Source organism: Arthrobacter sp. zg-Y20 (genome assembly GCF_030142075.1).
Lineage (GTDB): Bacteria > Actinomycetota > Actinomycetes > Actinomycetales > Micrococcaceae > Arthrobacter_B.
In genome coordinates this window covers 2,880,536-2,898,158 of record NZ_CP126241.1, presented here as the reverse complement: position 1 = coordinate 2,898,158, position 17,623 = coordinate 2,880,536, and the positions used below count along the sequence as shown (strand labels likewise).

The following is a 17,623-nucleotide window of genomic DNA, read 5'->3' as shown; positions in this document are numbered from 1 at the left end:
GTGTGCCCGTCCGACGCCGGTGGAGAGTAGTACAGTCTGTGCCTGTTTCCGGCTCCGGGCCTGCGGAAAGCTGTGGACATGACACAAACAAAAACCATTGAAGCCCCATCCCTCGGACTGCTTGCCGGCAAGGTCGTCTTCGTTTCTGGTGCCAGCCGGGGCATCGGGGCCGCGGCCGCACGCCTCTTCGCCCGGGAAGGCGCCGCCGTCGTGCTCGCTGCCCGCAGCACCGGAGCCCTGGACCGCATTGTGGCCGGTATCCGGCGCGACGGCGGCGTGGCGGACGCCGTTCGGATGGATCTGGCGGACCCGGCAAGCATCCGTGCCGCGCTGGACCACGTCGGGGAACTGCATGGGCGGCTGGACGGCGCCTTCAACAACGGTGCCGCCATCCAGCCGCCCGGCAGCGTGGAAACCATCACCGATGAGGACCTTGAGGAGCAGTACACGGTAAATTTCCGGGCACATTGGATTGCCCTGAACGCCGAAGCCGCGCTCATGCGGAAAAGCGGCGGCGGAGCAGTCGTGAACACATCGAGCATCGGCAGCCGGCGGGCGAACCCCACCCTCCCCGCCTACGGCGCCATGAAGCGGGCGCTGAACAGCCTGACGGAGACTGCCGCCGTGAACCTGGCCCCCGAGGGGATCCGGGTCAACGGGATCACCCCGGGGGGTACGGCCACGGAAATGATCGATACGTGGGAGGAGGCTGCTCCCGGGGTCGTCAAGTCGATAGTGGCATCGGTTCCGCTCGGCCGGCTGGCCGAACCGGAGGAGATTGCCGAGGTCGCCGCCTGGCTGCTCAGCGACCGGGCGTCCTACGTTACCGGGGCAATAATCCCGGTCGACGGCGGGGCCGGGGCCTAGGGAAGCGTATGACCTGCTGCCCGCAGCAGGTCGCGGGCCTGATCGAATTGCGGTGAGGGAACCATGAGGATGTCGCCGTCGAAGGTCGAGACCACAAACACCGGGCAGCCGGCGGCCGAAAGCGGCGCAACCAGGGAGGCCACCACTCCGGTCAAGCCGAAGGGAATGGGGCCTGAGGCATAAAGAGCGGCCCAGGTTCCATCAATTTCGGCATCTGCCGGAGCCAGCGCCGCGGGGCAGACAATCGAAAGCTCCTGCGGCGTCCGGGTGATCGAAACGAATCCGTCCGGGGGCGCCGCAGCCAGGAGACCGGCGGGCGCCTCCGCGGCGGGGGAAAGCCTGGCAATCACGTAGTTGCCGGCGAGCACGTGCAGCTCCACTGAAGGAGCGGGGGCAGGAAGGGTCATGGAAGCATCCTGATTCACTTCGTGCGGAAGGCCCCCGTAGGGCCGCGCTAATCGCACCCCATCATCCTGCCAGACAGGCCGCGCGTCACGGGTTGGCCGCATGCGGCGCGCCGATGCCCGGGTCGATCCGGACCGGGCCGGCAGCGGAGGGCCGCACGTCGAAGTCGAAGATCGCGGTGGGTAGGTAGACCGTGGCGCAGGAGTTGGGGATGTCCACGACGCCGGAGAGCCGGCCCTCGATCGGGGCGGCGCCCAGCAGTAGGTACGCCTGCTCGGGGGAGTATCCGAACTTGGTCAGGTAGTCGATCGCGTGCAGGCAGGCGCGCTGGTAGGACAGGTGAGAATCGAGGTAGCGCTGCTCTCCGTCGAGCGTTACCGAAGTGCCGGAGAACGCGAGCCATTCGGAGAACTGGGGCTCCACGGTGCCGGGCATAAAGATGGCATTCTCGCCCACTCCGTAGGTGTCCATCCCGCCCCGGATCAGGTCCACCCGCAGGTCTATGAAGCCGCCCATCTCGATGGCCCCGCAGAAGGTGATTTCGCCGTCGCCCTGCGAAAAATGCAGGTCCCCGACGGACAGATTGGCGCCGTCCACAAATACGGGATAGAAGATCCTGCTGCCCTTGGAGAGGTTCTTGATGTCCTGGTTCCCGCCGTTCTCCCGCGGCGGCGCAGTCCGGGCAGCCTCCGCCCCCACCCTGTCCCATTCGCTTTGGGGCAGTCCGCCAAGCACTGCGTGCCCGGCCTCCGGCGGCAGCGCCAGCGGCGGCACCCGGTACGGGTCGGTCTGGATCAGTGCGCCCTCGCGCTGGTTCCACCGTTGCAGCAGCGCCGCCGAGGGAGCGGTGCCCATCAGGCCGGGGTGGATCAGCCCGGTAAAGGACACTCCGGGCACGTGCCGGGAGGTGGCGCGCTGGCCGGTGAAGTCCCAGATGGCCTTGTATGCGTCGGGAAACTGGTCGGTAAGAAACCCGCCGCCGTTTTCCCGGGCGAAAATCCCGGTATAGCCCCAGCCCTGTCCGGCCAGCGGGCCGTTGTCCTCCTGCGGGATGGGCCCGACGTCGAGGATGTCCACCACCAGCAGGTCGCCGGGCCTGGCGCCCTCGACGGCAAACGGGCCGCTGAGCTTATGGACGGCGAGCAGCGGAGCGTTGAGGATGTCCTCGGCTGAGTCGTCGTTGTGAATGGCGCCGTCGAACCATTCCCGGCAATCCACACGGAAGGAATCGCCGGGCCGCACCACCGCGACCGGGGGAATTTCGGGATGCCAGCGGTTGTGGCCGAGTCTCTCCTGGTCTTCGAACGTCCTGGTGGAATCGAGGGAAAAGACGGTCTTTGGCATGGTCTCTCCTTGGGGTGGGCGGGTGCAGCTAATCGGGCCGGGGAAGTTTGCGGTGCAGCGGGTTCGCGGACGTTGTGGCGCGTGGGGCGGCAGCTTCGGTCCCGGGTACGGCGACGACGCCGGGCTCCGAGGCCGAGCGCTCCGTTTTTTCGAGCAGGCGGTAGGCGCTGCCGGAGGCATGCGACAGATGCGGGCCCGTGAACCGGCGCTGAGCCGCGTGTCCGCAGATGGGGCAGGGGATGAAGCCGGTGGCTTCGCCCATCGCGAGGAAGACATCAAATTCCCTACAGTCCGGGCAGCGGTAGGAGTAGAGCGGCATGGGTCCCCTTCTCGGGCAGCTGCGGAAAACGCCCGAGGCAGCTTAAGTTCGGTGCCGCTCCGGCTTGCCCGACAGCCTAAGAACGGCCGGGATGCGCGTCAACGGTGGACGGCCCGCACCGCATCCGGTGACGCCGAACCCTAGGATGGAAGGGTGACCGGATCTTCGCACCGCCCTGAGCCCGCAGCCAGCAGCCCCGAACCGATTGACGGAAGTGGGTTGAGTTCCCTGCAGGCCGCCCGCTCCGCCGTCGCCGCCCTCGCGGCGGCCGGGGTGCACGACGTCGTAATTGCCCCGGGATCACGCAGCGCACCGCTGGCTTACGCCTTGGCCGAAGCGCAGTTGCAGGGCCGGATGCACGTGCACGTGCGGATTGACGAGCGGGTTGCCGGTTTCACGGCCCTTGGCCTGGCGCGCGGCGGACGCCGCCCCGCAGCCGTAGTGACCACCTCGGGCACCGCTGTGGGTGAACTGGTTCCGGCCGTGATGGAGGCCCACCACGCAGGTGTCCCGCTGGTGGTGCTCTCCGCGGACCGGCCTGCCGAACTGCACGGCACCGGCGCCAACCAGACCACGGTACAGCCGGGCATCTTTGCCGGCTTCCCCGTGGCAGCTCAGGATGTGGAAGCCGGCACAGACCCGGCCGGAGCCATTTCGGCCGCCCTGGCCCGGCTGGGGACCGGCATCCCGGTGGGACCGGTGCACATCAACCTGCAGTTCCGCGACCCGCTGACCCCCCGCGACACCGACCCGCTGTTCCTCAACGCCCCGGATGTCCGGGAAACGCTGCCCGTCGTAGCTCCCGTCCCGGCGGAGGACCGTGTTCCCGCCACCGATCCGCCCGTTCCGGGGACGCACCGCACCGTAGTGGTGGCCGGCGACGGCGCGGGGGAACTCGCCGCCGTCTTTGCCCTGCGTGCCGGGCTGCCGCTGCTCGCCGAACCGTCTTCCAACGCGCGCTTTGGGCCCAACGCCGTTTCCGCGTACCGGCTGTTGCTCGCCGAGCTTGGGCCGGAGATCGAACGCGTGGTGGTCTTCGGCCGCCCCACCCTGTCCCGGCCGGTGGCTGCCCTGCTGGCCCGCACCGACGTGGAGAAGGCGCTGTACCTGCCCCGCCCGGTGAACTGGTTCACGCCGGGACGGCGGCCTGAAACGATCATCAACGACATTCCCGGGCTCTTCGAATTTGCCGGCGCCGGAGCACCCGGCTGGCTCGAGGCCTGGCAGACAGCATCGGAAGCGGCGCGTAACACCATCACCAACATGCTGGAGGGGCAGGCTGAACTGACCGGTCTGCAGGTGGCCGATTTGGTCTGGGACGCCGCGGACGCGAACCTGGTCCTCGGCTCCTCCAACGTCATCCGGGACATGGACCTGGTTGCTGCCCCGGACTGGCATCCGCTGGACGTGTACGCGAACCGGGGGCTGGCCGGCATCGACGGGACCATTTCCACGGCCACCGGCATTGCGCTGGCGGGCGGCATCCCGACCCGCCTGCTGGTGGGGGACCTGACCTTCCTGCATGACGCCGGTGCGCTGCTCCTGGGGACGGGAGAGGATGAGCCGGACCTGCAAATAGTGGTGCTCAACGACGGCGGCGGCGGCATCTTCTCGGTGCTCGAACACGGCGCGCTGGGCGAGGACCCGAAATACACCGCCCTGGTGGAGCGTTTCTTCGGCACCCCGCACCGGGCCGACCTGGCCGCACTGTGCGCCGGCTACGGGGTGCGGCACCAGCTGCTCCAATCAGCCGCTGAGCTCGAAGCGGCGCTGGCGGCGCCGGTGGCCGGCCGGTCCGTGCTGGAAGTGCGCGTGGCCCGGGACATGCTCCGGAACCTGCACGCCCGGGTCCAAGACGCGGTCACGGCGTCCCTGCGCCGCTGACCTGCTCCTGGAACAAACTGACCTGCTCCTGACGACAAAAAAGAACGGCCCGCACCTCCAGGTGCGGGCCGTTCGATGCTGCTGAGTGGAAGCTCTGGAGAAGTCCCAGAGGCCCCCAAGTCCTAGAGGCCCCTAGGTCTTAGAGGCCCTTAAGTCCTAGAGGACCTTCGAGAGGAAGGCACGGGTGCGTTCGTGCTGCGGGTTGCCCAGGACATCCTCGGGGCGTCCCTGCTCCACCACGACGCCGCCGTCCATAAAGACCACGCGGTCGCCAACCTCGCGGGCGAAGCCCATTTCGTGCGTCACGACCATCATGGTCATGCCTTCTTCGGCGAGCTGACGCATAACGCCCAGCACGTCGCCTACCAGTTCGGGGTCCAGGGCGGACGTCGGCTCGTCAAAGAGCATCATGTCCGGATCCATGGACAGTGCGCGGGCAATGGCTACGCGCTGCTGCTGTCCGCCGGAAAGCTGGCCGGGGAAGGCGCCTTCACGGTCCGCCAGTCCCACCTTGGCCAAATTCCGCTTGGCCACCTGCTCGGCTTCGGACTTGCCGCGGCGCTTGGCCCGGCGCTGGGCCAGGGTGAGGTTGCGCAGCACGTTCAGGTGCGGGAAGAGGTTGAACTGCTGGAAGACCATGCCGATCCGGGTGCGGACCTTGTCCAGGTCCGTGTCGGGGTCGGTGATGTCTACCCCTTCCACCATGATGGTGCCGCTGGTGGGATCCTCCAGGCGGTTCACGCACCGCAGGAGGGTGGACTTGCCGGAACCGGACGGGCCAATCACGCAGACCACTTCGCCCTGGTCCACGTGGAAGTCGATGCCCTTGAGGACCTCGTTGCTGCCGAAGGACTTGTGAAGGTTGCGGACCTCGATGGCAGGGGCACTGTTTTTATCGACGGCGCTGTTCTTCTCGACGCTCATGGCTGCTACCTGCCTCTCTGGTTGTGTCGTTCAAGCTTTGCTACCAGCTGGGTGAGCGGCAGCGTAATGATCAGGTACATCAGGGCGGCCAGGACCAGCGGCGTCGCGTTGGCCGTCTGGGAAACGGAGTCGCGGGCGAAGGTGGTCAGCTCACGGTCCTGCAGGGCCATGCCGGCAATGAACAGCAGGGAAGTGTCCTTGATCAGGATGACCAGTTCATTGGTCAGCGGCGGCGTGATGATCCGGAAAGCCTGGGGCAGGGTCACGGACACCATGGTCCAGGCCGGGCTCATGCCCAGCGAGCGGGCCGCTTCAGCCTGCCCGGCGGGAACCGCCTGGATACCGGCGCGGATGGTTTCGGCGATGTACGCGCCCGAAACGATGATGAGGGCCAGCAGGCCGGCGCCGGCACTGCCGCCCGGGGGCCGCCAGTCAAAGGCAATGGGTACGGCGAAGGCGAAACCGAAAATCACCAGCAGCGCCGGAAGGCCACGGAAAAGCTCGATGTACACCGTGGCGGCCCAACGGTAGGGGGCTACGGGGGAGAGCTTCATCAGGGCCAAAACCAGGCCCAGCAGCAGGCCGCCGGCAAACGCGATCACCGTGTAGATGATGGTGTTCTTCACGGCGACCGTGATGATGGTCGGGAAGGCCTCGCGGGCCACCTCGGGGTCGAAGAAGTTCTCGCCGATGGCCTCCCAGTCGGCCAGCAGCACAACGGCTGCCAGCGCGAGGACAAAGACGGCGTACAGGACGCCTTGGACCAGGCGTCTGCGGGTGGAGGGTTTCAAGTGTGGAGCCTTCCGGAGAAGAGAAAACGGGCCGTCCCGGGCCTTGGCGCCCGGGACGGCACAGCATTGATGGTTCTGGGCTTATTCGGTGAAGTACTTGTCGTAGATCTCCTGGTATTTACCATTTTCGCGCAGTTCGGACAGCTGCTCGTTCACCGCGGAGATGAGTTCGGTGTTCTCCTTCTCCATCGCGAAACCGTAGGACTCGTCCGTCTGGAACTTCTCGGCAATGGTGAAGGCACCGTCGTCGGTGTGGCCGAGGTTCACCGGCAGGTCCTGCAGGACGGCGTCCACGTTGCCGGACTGGAGGGCGGGGAACAGTTCCGCGTCGCTGGGGAAGGAAACAATTTCGACGTCGTCGGGGATGTTGTCGCGGGCGTAGGCCTCGCCGGTGGTGCCCTGCTGGACACCCAGCTTCTTGCCGGACATGTCCTCCAGTGCCTTGGTGTCCGAATCGGCCGGAACCAGCAGGGACTGCAGCGAGTCGTAGTACGGCTCGGAGAAACCGAGCTTTTCTTCCCGTTCCGGGGTGATGGTCATGGCGCTGGCACCCAGGTCACACTGGCCGGCCGCCAGGACCGTGCCGCTCTGCAGGCCGTCGAAACCCACGTCCTGAACTTCCAGTTCCAGCCCCATACCGGTGGCGATCTCGCGGATCAGGTCCATGTCGAACCCGGTGTACTCCCCGTTTTCTTCGTACTCGAAGGGTGCATAGGGGATATCCGAGCAGACCGTCAGCGCGCCGTCGGACACGAGGTTGAACTCGTTGCCGGCGTCGGAGGACCCGGCATCGTCATTGGAACCGCCGCCGCAGGCGGTCAGCGAGAGGGCACCCACGGCCAGGAAGGCCAGGGCAGCAGTGCGGGTGTTACGCAACATGAGTTACAACCTTACGTCGGACGGTGTGAGCCGGGCCTGTGTGGCCCGGCTCACCCTTTGCTGGTATTGGGATGCAGTCTAGAGCGTACGTACCGCATATTTCGGTAACATGTCGGCTACTTTGCCGCCGGGCCCTTGCGGTGCGGAAGTGGAGCTACTGCGCGAAGTACTTGTCGTAGAGCTCCTGGTACTTACCGTTCTCCCGCAGGGTTGAGAGCTGCTTGTTGACCTCGGCGGTCAGCTCTTCGGTGCCCTTCTTCTTCATTGCGAAGCCGTAGACCTCACCGGTTTCGAAGGTGGCGCTGACGGTGAACTTGCCGTCCCCGGTGTGGTCCTGGTTGACCGGCAGGTCCTGCAGCACGGCGTCAACGCCGCCGGCCTGCAGGGACTGGAACAGTTCGGCGTCCGTCTGGAAGGACATGATCTCGGCGCCCTCGGGAGCGTTGTCCCGTGCGTAGGACTCACCGGTGGTGCCCTGCTGGACGCCCACCTTCTTGCCGTCGAGGTCAGCCACGGACGCGATGGAGGAGCCGGACTTCACCAGCAGCGACTGCAGGGAGTCGTAATACGGGTCGGAGAAGGCCAGTTTGTCCGCGCGCTCCTCGGTGACGGTCATGGCGGCGGCGATCATGTCGCACTGGCGGGCGGCCAGGACGGTGCCGCTCTGCAGTCCGTCGAAGCCGACGTTCTGCACCTGGTAGTCCAGGCCCATTCCGGTGGCGATTTCGCGGGTGAGGTCAATGTCGAATCCGGTGTACTCGCCGTCGACCACGTATTCAAACGGCTCGAACGGGACGTTGGAGCAGACCGTCAGGGAGCCTTCGTTGACCAGGCCGAGACCGGATTCTTCTTCGGTCCCCCCGCCGCAGGCGGTCAGGGACAGCGCGCCGGCGGCCAGGACGGCGACGACGGCGGTGCGGGCTTTGTGCAGCATGGCGATTGGAAACCTTTGGTCGTGGGTTGAAGCCGCAGGGGGAAACTAACCGTCTCCGGAAGCGGCAGCAGGTGGAAACAGGCACAACGGCAGCTTCCGAGTTTCTATTCTACCCAATGCAAATTTATGCAACGAACCAAACGGTTATGCAATGCCCCACCCGGGGATGGTTCAAAGGTGCTGCCGGGCCGGTTCAGGATGCTGCGGGAGCAGCTGCCAGGTCGCCGCTTCGCTGCGCAACAGCTCGCGGGCGGTCCAAGCTGAGGGCCTCGAGCATGGGCCGGAATTTACTCCAGGTTTCCTCCAGTTCCGCGGCAGGATTGGATCCTGCAACGATTCCGCAGCCTGCATAAAGCCGGACCCGGGTGGGGTTTTCAATAACGGCTCCGCGCAGGGCAATCCCGAATTCACCGTTTCCGGCCCCGTCCATCCAGCCGACCGGGCCCGCGTACGGACCGCGGTCCATGTGTTCAAGCTCACTGATTAACTCTCCGGCCACACTGGTGGGGAATCCGCAGACTGCTGCCGTGGGGTGCACTGCCTCCACCAGTGTCAGCGGAGTGGGGACCATGCCGGAACCGTCGGCCGCCAGTTCGGCGCTGACATCGGAGGCGAGGTGCCATACGTTGGGCAGTTCCAGTACGAACGGCTCGGTGTGGGAGGTCATGGAGGACGTGAACGGCTCCAGTGCCCGGGTCAGGGAGTCAATGGCGATCTGGTGCTCGTGCTGCTGCTTGTCGGATCCGGCCAGTACCCGCGTCGCGTAATCCGGGTCTCCGGCAGGGGCGGTGGCCCGGTCCAGGGTTCCGGCCAGGACGCGTGCCTGCGCTGTGCCGTCCTGCACCCGGATCAGCATCTCCGGCGTGGAGCCGATCAGCCCGTCCACAGAGTAGGTCCAGCAGTCGCGGTACCGGACGGCGAGTTCGCGCAGCACCTGGGACGCCACCAGGGGGCTGCCCAGTTCCACGGCAATGTCCCGGGCCAGGACAATCTTGCTCAGGTCTCCGGCGGCAATGTGGGCCACGGAACGGGCCACGGCGTTTTTCCACTCGGACTCGCTGAGCATTCCGGGCACAATCCGGTCCGCCGGATCATGCTCGCGGTACAGCGGCAGGTCTTCGAGGTAGCGGGCCAGGGCGGCCTTCGCCGTCTCCTCGGACAGCTCGGCGTCGGGGTCCGCGGTTGTATAGGTCACCCATGACTCGTTGTCCCGCAGCCCCACAACCACCTCGGGAACGATCAGCCGGGACTGGAAGGGGGAGCGCTTGGAGAAGGCGAAGGAGCCGAAGGCCACGAGTCCGGTGCCCGCAAACGACAGCGGATTCTCGACGTCTGCGGAGGCCAGGACGGAGCGCCACCACTGCTCGGCCAGGCTGAAGCGTTCCGGGCCGGTGGAGGTGAAACGGGCAGCTTCGCCGAAGCCGACCAGTCCTTCCTGCTGCCGGATCCAGCACAGCTGCTCGTCAAGAACCAGATACTCAAGGAGGCCGATGGTGGCGGAAAGCTCACCGACAGGCACGGTCACAGAACGCAGGGTGGTCATAGTGATTCCACATTACTCCGCCGCCGGGTCGCGCCCGTTACCGGCGGCCCGCAGGGGAGAGCAAGGAGACACTGCCGCGGGGCGGTTCGGCGGCATCCCTATTCTTTGAGACAATGACAGGGTGAACCGCGCATCGTTGGAAAAACGCCCGGATGAAGTTGCTGCCATGTTTGATGACGTGGCACCTAAATACGACGTCGTCAATGACGTGCTGTCCCTTGGGCAGACCCGCCGTTGGCGCAAAATCGTGGTGGACGCCGTCGGCGCCGTGCCCGGACAGCGGGTCCTTGACCTGGCCGCCGGCACCGGCACCTCCAGCGAGCCCTACGCCGACGCCGGGATCGACGTCGTGGCCTGCGACTTCTCGATCGGCATGCTCACGGTCGGCAAGCGCCGCCGCCCCGATATCGAGTTCGTGGCCGGCGACGCCACCGACCTCCCGTTCGAGGACAACTCCTTCGACGCCGCCACCATCTCCTTCGGGCTGCGGAACGTGAATGAGCCGAAGAAGGCCCTGAGCGAAATGCTCCGCGTGACCAAGCCAGGCGGCCGCCTGGTGATTGCGGAGTTCTCCTCCCCGGTCATCCCGGTATGGCGGACCATGTACACCGAATACCTCATGCGGGCACTGCCTTCGATCGCCCGCAAGGTGGCCTCCAACCCGGACGCGTACGTCTATCTGGCTGAATCCATCCGGGCCTGGCCGAACCAGGACGGACTGGCGGCCTGGATAGCCGAGACCGGCTGGGAGGATGTGGCCTACCGCAACCTCACCGGCGGCATTGTGGCTGTGCACCGCGCCGTGAAGCCCGCTGCCAAGTCCGGGGGATCTCCGGCGAAGTGAAGGTCCTGATTGTCGGAGCCGGCCCCGCCGGCTCCACGGCCGCCTACTACCTCGCCTCGGCCGGGGTGGATGTCACCGTGCTTGAGAAGACTGCCTTTCCGCGCGAAAAGGTCTGCGGCGACGGGCTGACGCCCAGGGCCGTGCGTGAAATCCAACTGCTCGGCCTGCCGCATGAGGAAGCCGAGGGCTGGCGCCGGAACAAGGGCCTGCGGCTGATTGCCGGGGGCCGGACGATTGAGCTGCCCTGGCCGGCGCTTTCGGATTTCCCCGACTACGGGCTGATCCGCACCCGCCTCGGCTTCGACGAAGCCCTGGCCCGGCACGCGCAGGCAGCCGGCGCAAAAATCCTTGAACACCACTCCGTCACGTCAGCCGTCCGCGGCGAGGACGGACGTGTGGAAGGTGTTGTCGCCAACGTCCTGGACGAGAACGGCCGGCGTACCGGTGAGGAGCGTACGTTCCTGGCCGACGTCGTGCTGGCCGCTGATGGAAACTCCACCCGCACCGCGCTGAGCCTCGGGATCGAAAAGCGGGACGACCGGCCCATGGGCGTGGCCGTCCGCACCTACTTCGAGAGCCCACGCACCAACGATGACTGGATGGAAGGCTGGCTGGAGCTGCCCGACGCCGCCGGCAACCCGCTGCCCGGCTACGGCTGGGTCTTCGGCGTGGGGGACGGCACCTCCAATGTGGGCCTGGGCATCCTGAACTCCTCGAAGGAATTCGGGAAACTGGACTACCGCAAGGTCCTTCGCGACTGGACCGCGGGCATGCCCGCCGAGTGGGGATTCACCCCGGAGAACCAGGTGGGAGAAATCCGCGGCGCTGCCCTGCCGATGGGCTTCAACCGAACTCCGCACTATTCACCCGGACTGCTGCTGCTGGGTGACGCCGGCGGGATGGTCAGCCCGTTCAATGGTGAGGGCATTTCCTACGCCATGGAATCCGCCCGCTTCGCGGCCGAACACATCATCGAAGGCCAGGGGGCATCCCTGGATCCCGGGCTGCTCTCCTCACGGGCCGCGTTCGACGTCGAACTCCAGGCCTACGCAAGGCACATCCGGGACGAGTGGGGCAGCCACTTCACCCTGGGCCGCATTTTTGCCTCGATGATCGGCAAACCTGCGGTCATGAAGCTGGCTTTGCGCACCGGAATGCCCATCCCCGTGCTGATGCGCTTTGTGGTGCGGATGCTGGCCAACCTCACGGACCGCAACTCCAAGGGCATTGAGGATAGAGTGATTGCCTTACTGGAAATGCTCGTTCCGGCGGCAGGCAACCAGGGAGAACCTTCCCGTTTGTCACCCCGGCGCCCCTGACGTTTCGCCTCTTTGCCCACCCGTTCCGACGAATAGTTAGTCTTGAACAGTGACTGAATCCACCAACACCAGCCCGGAGTCCGGGTCGAGCACTTCCACACTGCCCCCGGGGTTCGCGCTGCTGGCGGAGGATCCCAGGCTTGGGCCTTCCATGGTCGCCTCCCTGGAACAGGTGGAGGTGCGGCTGCGCGAGGCCGTTGCGAACTCTGATCCGTTCGCCGACACCACCTCCCGGCACTTGGTGGAAGCCGGCGGCAAGCGGATCCGGCCCCTGCTGACCTTGCTGGCCTCCCACCTCGGCCGGGAGGAAGCCGGGGACAAGGTCATCCAGTCCGCCGTCGTCGTGGAACTGACGCATCTGGCCACGCTCTACCACGATGACGTGATGGACGAGGCTCCCTACCGCCGCGGCGCCCCCACAGCACATGAGATCTGGGGCAACTCCGTGGCGGTGCTGACCGGCGACCTGATCTTTGCCCGTGCTTCCAGCCTGGTTTCCGCGCTTGGCGGACCGGCCCTGGCTATCCAGGCTCACACATTCGAACGGCTGTGCATGGGGCAGCTGCATGAAACCATGGGCCCGGCCGAGGGCCAGGACCCGTTGGAGCACTACCTGTCCGTGATCGCGGACAAGACCGGTTCGCTGATCGCCGCTTCCGGGCAGTTCGGTGCGCTGTTCTCAGGAGCCGGCCAGGACGTCATTGACATCATGGTCGAATACGGCGAAAAGGTGGGCATTGCCTTCCAGTTGGCCGATGACGTGATTGACGTGACCGGTATGCAGGAAAAGTCCGGGAAGACCCCGGGTACCGATCTGCGCGAGGGCGTGCCCACGCTTCCCGTCCTGCTGCTGCGCCGTGCAGCGGCTGCCGGCGATGCCGATGCCGCAGCAGCGCTGGCCCTGGTGGAGCGGGACCTGTCCTCGGACGAGGCCCTGGCCGAAGCCGTGGCCGCCCTGCGCAACAGCCCGGTGACGGAAGAGTCCTGGGCCGTGGCCCGCAGCTGGTCCGAAGACGCCGTGGCGGCCCTCGCTCCGCTGCCCGACTCCGTGGTGAAGGAAGCCCTGGTCTCGTTTGCCCGTGCAGTGGTGAACCGCGAGGTGTAAGTGAACCACGGGGCTTAGCCGGCGTCTGCGCCGGCACTGCTGCTGCGCCGTTCCAGGAGCAGGGTGCGGCTGCCGCCCACCCCACGATCTCTTCTCCGGCACACGCGAGAATCCTGTGTGTTCGGTCAGATGGGTGGAATTGAAGCTTTTCCAGTCCGGCGGCCGGCGTTCGAAGGTGGCCCGGCCGGCGGCAATTGCTTCCGCATAGATCCCGCGCACCGCTGGCCAGTCCTGCACCGTGAGGGCCCGGAGGGTAACGGCACCGGGAACGGCGCCGGGTCCGGACGGCATCATGCCTACCGGGGAGCGAGAACGGCAGCCGCCCGTTCGAGCGCGCCGGGAATGATGGAGTAGTAAGCCCATACGCCGCGCTTTTCCCGGCGCAGGATTCCGGCATCCACCAGGATCTTCAGGTGGTGGGAAATGGTGGGCTGCCCCAAGCCGATCGGCTCAGTCAGGTCGCAGACACACGCTTCCTTGTTCTCCTGCGCCGCAATCAGTGAGACCAGACGCAGCCGCGTCGGTTCGGCAACAGCCTTGAGCAGCTGGGCAAATCGCTGGGCGTCCTCGGCGCTGAGCGCCTCTTTGGTCAGCGGCGTGCAGCAGGCTTCAGACACATCGGACACAGCGGACACATCGGACACATCGGACACATCGGACGCAGGGGTGAAAGCGGTCTGAACAGTGGTCACCCGTCCATTATGCACTCGGATTGACATTCGTCGATGCCTGCGGGAATACTCGAAATCGATACCCATCGATATTTCTCGATGCGTGTCGCCCCAAATCTCTGAGGAGTTTCGTGAGCACCCCCGCCGCACCACCCCAAACCGGCCCGGTCACCGCCCGGCTGTCGATGCTGGACCGTTTCCTGCCCGTGTGGATCCTCGCCGCGATGGCAGCCGGACTGCTCTTGGGCCGGCTGGTTCCAGGCATCGGCCCGGCACTGAACTCGGTGAAGGTTTCCAACGTGTCCCTGCCGATCGCCGTCGGCCTGCTGGTGATGATGTATCCGGTGCTGGCCAAGGTCCGATACAACGAAACCTCCAAGGTGGTGGCGGACCGGAAGCTGATGGTCACCTCGCTGATCCTTAACTGGGTGGCCGCACCGGCGTTTATGTTTGCGCTGGCCTGGATCTTCCTGCCGGACCTGCCCGAGTACCGGACCGGCCTCATCATTGTGGGCCTGGCGCGCTGCATCGCCATGGTGATGATCTGGAATGACCTGGCCTGCGGGGACCGCGAAGCCGCCGCCGTGCTGGTGGCCATCAATTCCGTGTTCCAGGTCCTCGCGTTCGGCGCCCTGGGCTGGTTCTACCTTCAGGTGCTGCCCGGCTGGCTCGGCCTGGAAACCACCAGCGTCGGGTTCTCCTTCTGGGCCATCACACTCAGTGTCCTGATCTTCCTCGGCATCCCGCTGCTGGCCGGTTTCCTCACCCGCACCCTGGGCGAAAGGGCCCGGGGCCGGGACTGGTACGAAGGCACCTTCCTGCCGAAGCTCGGACCGTGGGCCCTGTACGGCCTGTTGTTCACCATCGTGCTGCTGTTCGCCCTGCAGGGCGATGGAATCACCTCCCATCCGCTGGACGTGGCCAGGATTGCCCTGCCGCTGCTGGTTTATTTTGTGGTGGTTTTCAGTGTGGGCATGCTGCTGGGCAAGGTCCTGAAGCTGGGCTACCCGCGCACCACTACGCTGGCGTTCACAGCCGCCGGAAACAACTTCGAACTGGCCATCGCCGTGGCAGTCGGCACCTACGGGGTGACCTCCGGGCAGGCGCTGGCCGGCGTCGTCGGGCCCCTGATCGAAGTTCCCGTCCTGGTTGCCCTGGTCTACGCCGCGCTCCGGGCGCAGAAGAAATACTGGCCTGCCGCTGGCTCTCCAGTCACCGCATCTCAAGAAATGACGAACCGATGAGCACCCCCAAAGCCACCGAAACCAAGCCCTCTGTCCTGTTCGTATGCGTGCACAACGCCGGCCGCTCGCAGATGGCCGCCGCTTACCTCCGCACATTGGGGAAGGGCCGGATCGAGGTCCGCTCTGCCGGCTCAGCACCCGCCGATTCGGTCAACCCCGCAGCCGTGGAGGCCATGGCCGAAGACGGGATCGACGTGTCCGCCGAGCTGCCCAAGGTCCTGACCACCGAGGCCGTGCAGGCCTCCGACGTCGTGATCACCATGGGATGCGGCGATGCCTGCCCGATCTTCCCGGGCAAACGCTACGAGGACTGGAAACTCGAGGACCCTGCCGGACGGGGCGTTGAGGCGGTCCGGCCCATCCGGGACGAAATCAAGGCCCGGATCTCCGCCCTGATCGAAGACTTGCTCCACGCGAAGTAACCACCCGCACCGAAGAGGAAACACCCGTGCCTGACACCACTGAGAACACTGACAACACTGAGATGTCCGAACTTCCCGTCGCCGTGATCGGTGCAGGCCCCGTGGGCCTTGCAGCTGCCGCGCACCTGATTGAGCGCGGACTGACGCCGGTCATCTTCGAGGCCGGTGCAACGCCTGCGGCTGCGGTTGCGTCCTGGGCGCACATCCGGCTGTTCTCGCCGTGGCGGTACGACGTCGACGCCGCCGCCCGCCGTCTGCTCGCCGGTACCGGGTGGCAGGAGCCGGATGCCGAGGCCTTGCCCACGGGTGCCGAACTGGAGGAGCAGTACCTGCGGCCGCTTGCCGCTGTCCCCGGGATTGCCGCTTCGCTGCACACCTCCACCCGGGTTGTGGCTGTGAGCCGAGAAGGCTTGGACAAAACGCGCACGGGAGCCCGGGAGGACAGCCCGTTCCTTCTCCGGGTGGAAGATGCCGAGGGAACCGTTACCGACTACCGGGCCCGCGCCGTCATTGATGCCTCCGGCACCTGGCAAACGCCGAACCCGCTGGGGCAGGCCGGACTGCCGGCTGTCGGGGAAGCGGACGCCGTCGCGGCAGGGCTGATCACCCGCCCGCTGCCCGACGTAGTTGGCCGCGACCGGTCCCGGTTCGCCGGAAAGCATGTCCTGGTGGTGGGCGCCGGCCACTCGGCTGCGAATACCCTGCTGGCACTGGGGGAACTGGCCGAGCAGGAACCGGGAACCCGGATCAGCTGGGCCATCCGCAGCGCCTCCGCTGCCAATGTCTACGGCGGCGGCGACCTGGACGGCCTGCCCGCCCGCGGGGCGCTCGGCAGCCGGCTGCGTACCCTCGTGGCGGACGGACGAATCGAGCTGCACACGGCCTTCACCATCACCGGCTTCAAAACCTCAGACACCTTGTCGGTAGTTGGCACTACGCCGTACGGCGGGAAGCAGCTTGACGTGGACCTGCTGGTTCCGGCCACCGGTTTCCGCCCGGATCTGGAGATGCTGCGCGAAATCCGGCTGGACCTGGACCCGTCGGTTGAGGCCCCGCGGGGGCTCGGGCCGCTGATCGATCCCGAGTTCCACAGCTGCGGCACCGTGGCACCGCACGGCGCCCAGCTGCTGTCCCACCCGGAGAAGGATTTCTACGTTGCGGGCATGAAGTCCTACGGCCGGGCACCCACATTCCTGATGGCCACCGGCTACGAGCAGGTCCGCTCCATTGCGGCGGCGTTGGCAGGAGACCAGCAGGCTGCCGACGACGTGCAGCTGGTCCTGCCCGAAACCGGAGTCTGCTCCACCGATCTCGACGGCAGCTGCGACACAGCGTCAAGCTGTGATGCACCGGCCGTTGCGGGTTCAGTCGTGTCCGTTTCCTGCTGCGGAGCCGCGCCGGAGCCTGTGCCGGCCACGGAAGCGGAGTCGTCCTGCTGCGGGGCACCGGAACCTGTCTCCGCGGCCCCCGCGGCGTCTTCCTCGGCGTCGTGCTGCGGGACGGATGCCGGCATTGCGGCAGCAGAGGAAACCGCACCGGCGGCATCCTCCTGCTGCAGCACACCCGAACCGGCGTTCCTGGGTATTCCCACCGGACTGAAGCATGGCCGCTCCGCGGAACAGGGGGACTGAATGCCGGGTACACCGAGCGTCTTGTTCATCTGCGTGAAAAACGCAGGCAAGTCGCAGATGGCGGCAGGGCTGATGAAGGACCTTTCCGGTGAAACCGTGGACGTGCGCTCGGCCGGGACCAAACCCGGTACGGCACTGAATGCCCAGTCAGCGGAATCGCTGGCCGAACTCGGTATCGACATCAGCGCCGAGACCCCGAAGGCCGTGACGGACGAGGCGCTGCGGGCGGCCGACATCGTCGTGACCCTTGGCCGCGAAGCAGCCGTGACCGTGCCGGCCGGCACCCGATACGAGAACTGGGACACCGACGAACCCTCCGAACGCGGCATCGAAGGAATGGACAGGATGCGCCTGGTCCGCGACGACATCCAGCGCAGGGTCCGTGAGCTGCACCGCGACCTCACCGGTGCCGAGGGCGCCTGAGCCCTATGACTGAAAACCAGTCCCGGGATGTCGATGTCCTGGTGATCGGGGGAGGCCAGGCCGGTCTCGCTGCA

Annotated in this window: 18 protein-coding genes; 9 read left to right on the top strand and 9 right to left on the bottom strand. The window is 66.4% G+C overall.

The window, feature by feature from the left end; translation table 11 throughout:
* Positions 1-78 precede the first annotated feature (78 nt).
* Positions 79-867: an SDR family NAD(P)-dependent oxidoreductase gene (locus QNO06_RS13870; protein ID WP_227912691.1), complete on the top strand. Its 789-nt coding sequence runs from the start codon at positions 79-81 to the stop codon at positions 865-867.
* On the opposite strand, the gene QNO06_RS13865 is transcribed toward QNO06_RS13870, so the two are convergent.
* The 3 genes from QNO06_RS13865 to QNO06_RS13855 all read right to left on the bottom strand — a co-directional run bounded on the left by QNO06_RS13865 (position 864) and on the right by QNO06_RS13855 (position 2,935).
* The gene (locus tag QNO06_RS13865) at positions 864-1,274 is read right to left on the bottom strand and encodes an ACT domain-containing protein (RefSeq protein ID WP_227912692.1); all 411 of its coding nucleotides are present in this window, start codon (positions 1,272-1,274) and stop codon (positions 864-866) included. The genes QNO06_RS13870 and QNO06_RS13865 overlap by 4 nt on opposite strands.
* Positions 1,275-1,359: 85 nt before the next feature.
* Positions 1,360-2,616, bottom strand: coding sequence for a formamidase (gene fmdA / locus QNO06_RS13860; protein WP_227912693.1), 1,257 nt, complete (start codon positions 2,614-2,616; stop codon positions 1,360-1,362).
* A gap of 28 nt (positions 2,617-2,644) precedes the next feature.
* Positions 2,645-2,935, bottom strand: a complete 291-nt coding sequence (locus QNO06_RS13855; protein ID WP_227912694.1) for an FmdB family zinc ribbon protein — start codon at positions 2,933-2,935, stop codon at positions 2,645-2,647.
* 153 nt (positions 2,936-3,088) lie between these two features.
* Here QNO06_RS13855 and menD point away from each other — a divergent pair, with 153 nt between their 5' ends.
* Positions 3,089-4,819 (top strand): 2-succinyl-5-enolpyruvyl-6-hydroxy-3-cyclohexene-1-carboxylic-acid synthase, encoded by a 1,731-nt coding sequence (gene menD / locus QNO06_RS13850; protein ID WP_284162465.1) that lies wholly within the window; start codon positions 3,089-3,091, stop codon positions 4,817-4,819.
* A 156-nt stretch (positions 4,820-4,975) separates the two neighbouring features.
* Here the strand turns inward: menD and QNO06_RS13845 are convergent, their stop codons facing one another.
* The 5 genes from QNO06_RS13845 to QNO06_RS13825 all read right to left on the bottom strand — a co-directional run bounded on the left by QNO06_RS13845 (position 4,976) and on the right by QNO06_RS13825 (position 9,890).
* On the bottom strand, positions 4,976-5,743 hold the full coding sequence (locus QNO06_RS13845) for an amino acid ABC transporter ATP-binding protein (protein ID WP_227912695.1): 768 nt from the start codon (positions 5,741-5,743) through the stop codon (positions 4,976-4,978).
* Positions 5,744-5,748: 5 nt separating this feature from the next.
* Positions 5,749-6,534 carry an amino acid ABC transporter permease gene (locus QNO06_RS13840; RefSeq protein ID WP_227912696.1) on the bottom strand — a complete coding sequence of 262 codons (786 nt, stop codon included), beginning with the start codon at positions 6,532-6,534 and terminating at the stop codon, positions 5,749-5,751.
* A gap of 81 nt (positions 6,535-6,615) precedes the next feature.
* Positions 6,616-7,413, bottom strand: a complete 798-nt coding sequence (locus QNO06_RS13835) for a basic amino acid ABC transporter substrate-binding protein (RefSeq protein ID WP_227912697.1) — start codon at positions 7,411-7,413, stop codon at positions 6,616-6,618.
* Positions 7,414-7,567: 154 nt separating this feature from the next.
* Positions 7,568-8,347, bottom strand: coding sequence for a basic amino acid ABC transporter substrate-binding protein (locus QNO06_RS13830; RefSeq protein ID WP_227912698.1), 780 nt, complete (start codon positions 8,345-8,347; stop codon positions 7,568-7,570).
* 193 nt (positions 8,348-8,540) lie between these two features.
* Complete coding sequence (locus tag QNO06_RS13825; protein ID WP_227912699.1) at positions 8,541-9,890, bottom strand: isochorismate synthase; 1,350 nt, start codon at positions 9,888-9,890, stop codon at positions 8,541-8,543.
* 121 nt (positions 9,891-10,011) lie between these two features.
* On the opposite strand from QNO06_RS13825, the gene QNO06_RS13820 reads away from it, so the two are divergent.
* The 3 genes from QNO06_RS13820 (at position 10,012) to QNO06_RS13810 (ending at position 13,158) form a co-directional block, all read left to right on the top strand.
* Positions 10,012-10,734, top strand: coding sequence for a demethylmenaquinone methyltransferase (locus QNO06_RS13820; protein WP_227912700.1), 723 nt, complete (start codon positions 10,012-10,014; stop codon positions 10,732-10,734).
* Positions 10,731-12,053 carry a geranylgeranyl reductase family protein gene (locus QNO06_RS13815; protein WP_227912701.1) on the top strand — a complete coding sequence of 441 codons (1,323 nt, stop codon included), beginning with the start codon at positions 10,731-10,733 and terminating at the stop codon, positions 12,051-12,053. Before QNO06_RS13820 ends, QNO06_RS13815 begins: the two co-directional genes overlap by 4 nt.
* 151 nt (positions 12,054-12,204) lie before the next feature.
* Entirely contained in the window at positions 12,205-13,158 is a 954-nt protein-coding gene (locus QNO06_RS13810) for a polyprenyl synthetase family protein (RefSeq protein ID WP_227912948.1), read from the top strand.
* A gap of 296 nt (positions 13,159-13,454) precedes the next feature.
* Here the strand turns inward: QNO06_RS13810 and QNO06_RS13805 are convergent, their stop codons facing one another.
* Positions 13,455-13,850, bottom strand: a complete 396-nt coding sequence (locus tag QNO06_RS13805) for an ArsR/SmtB family transcription factor (protein WP_227912702.1) — start codon at positions 13,848-13,850, stop codon at positions 13,455-13,457.
* Between the two features lie 164 nt (positions 13,851-14,014).
* Between QNO06_RS13805 and arsB the strand changes: the two genes are divergently transcribed.
* The 4 genes from arsB to QNO06_RS13785 all read left to right on the top strand — a co-directional run bounded on the left by arsB (position 14,015) and on the right by QNO06_RS13785 (position 17,549).
* Positions 14,015-15,073, top strand: coding sequence for an ACR3 family arsenite efflux transporter (gene arsB / locus QNO06_RS13800; RefSeq protein ID WP_227912949.1), 1,059 nt, complete (start codon positions 14,015-14,017; stop codon positions 15,071-15,073).
* On the top strand, positions 15,070-15,495 hold the full coding sequence (locus tag QNO06_RS13795) for an arsenate reductase ArsC (protein WP_227912703.1): 426 nt from the start codon (positions 15,070-15,072) through the stop codon (positions 15,493-15,495). The genes arsB and QNO06_RS13795 overlap by 4 nt, the downstream gene beginning before the upstream one ends.
* A 62-nt stretch (positions 15,496-15,557) precedes the next feature.
* Positions 15,558-17,126, top strand: a complete 1,569-nt coding sequence (locus QNO06_RS13790) for an FAD-dependent oxidoreductase (protein ID WP_227912950.1) — start codon at positions 15,558-15,560, stop codon at positions 17,124-17,126.
* Positions 17,127-17,549, top strand: a complete 423-nt coding sequence (locus tag QNO06_RS13785) for an arsenate-mycothiol transferase ArsC (RefSeq protein ID WP_227912704.1) — start codon at positions 17,127-17,129, stop codon at positions 17,547-17,549.
* Positions 17,550-17,623: the final 74 nt, after the last annotated feature.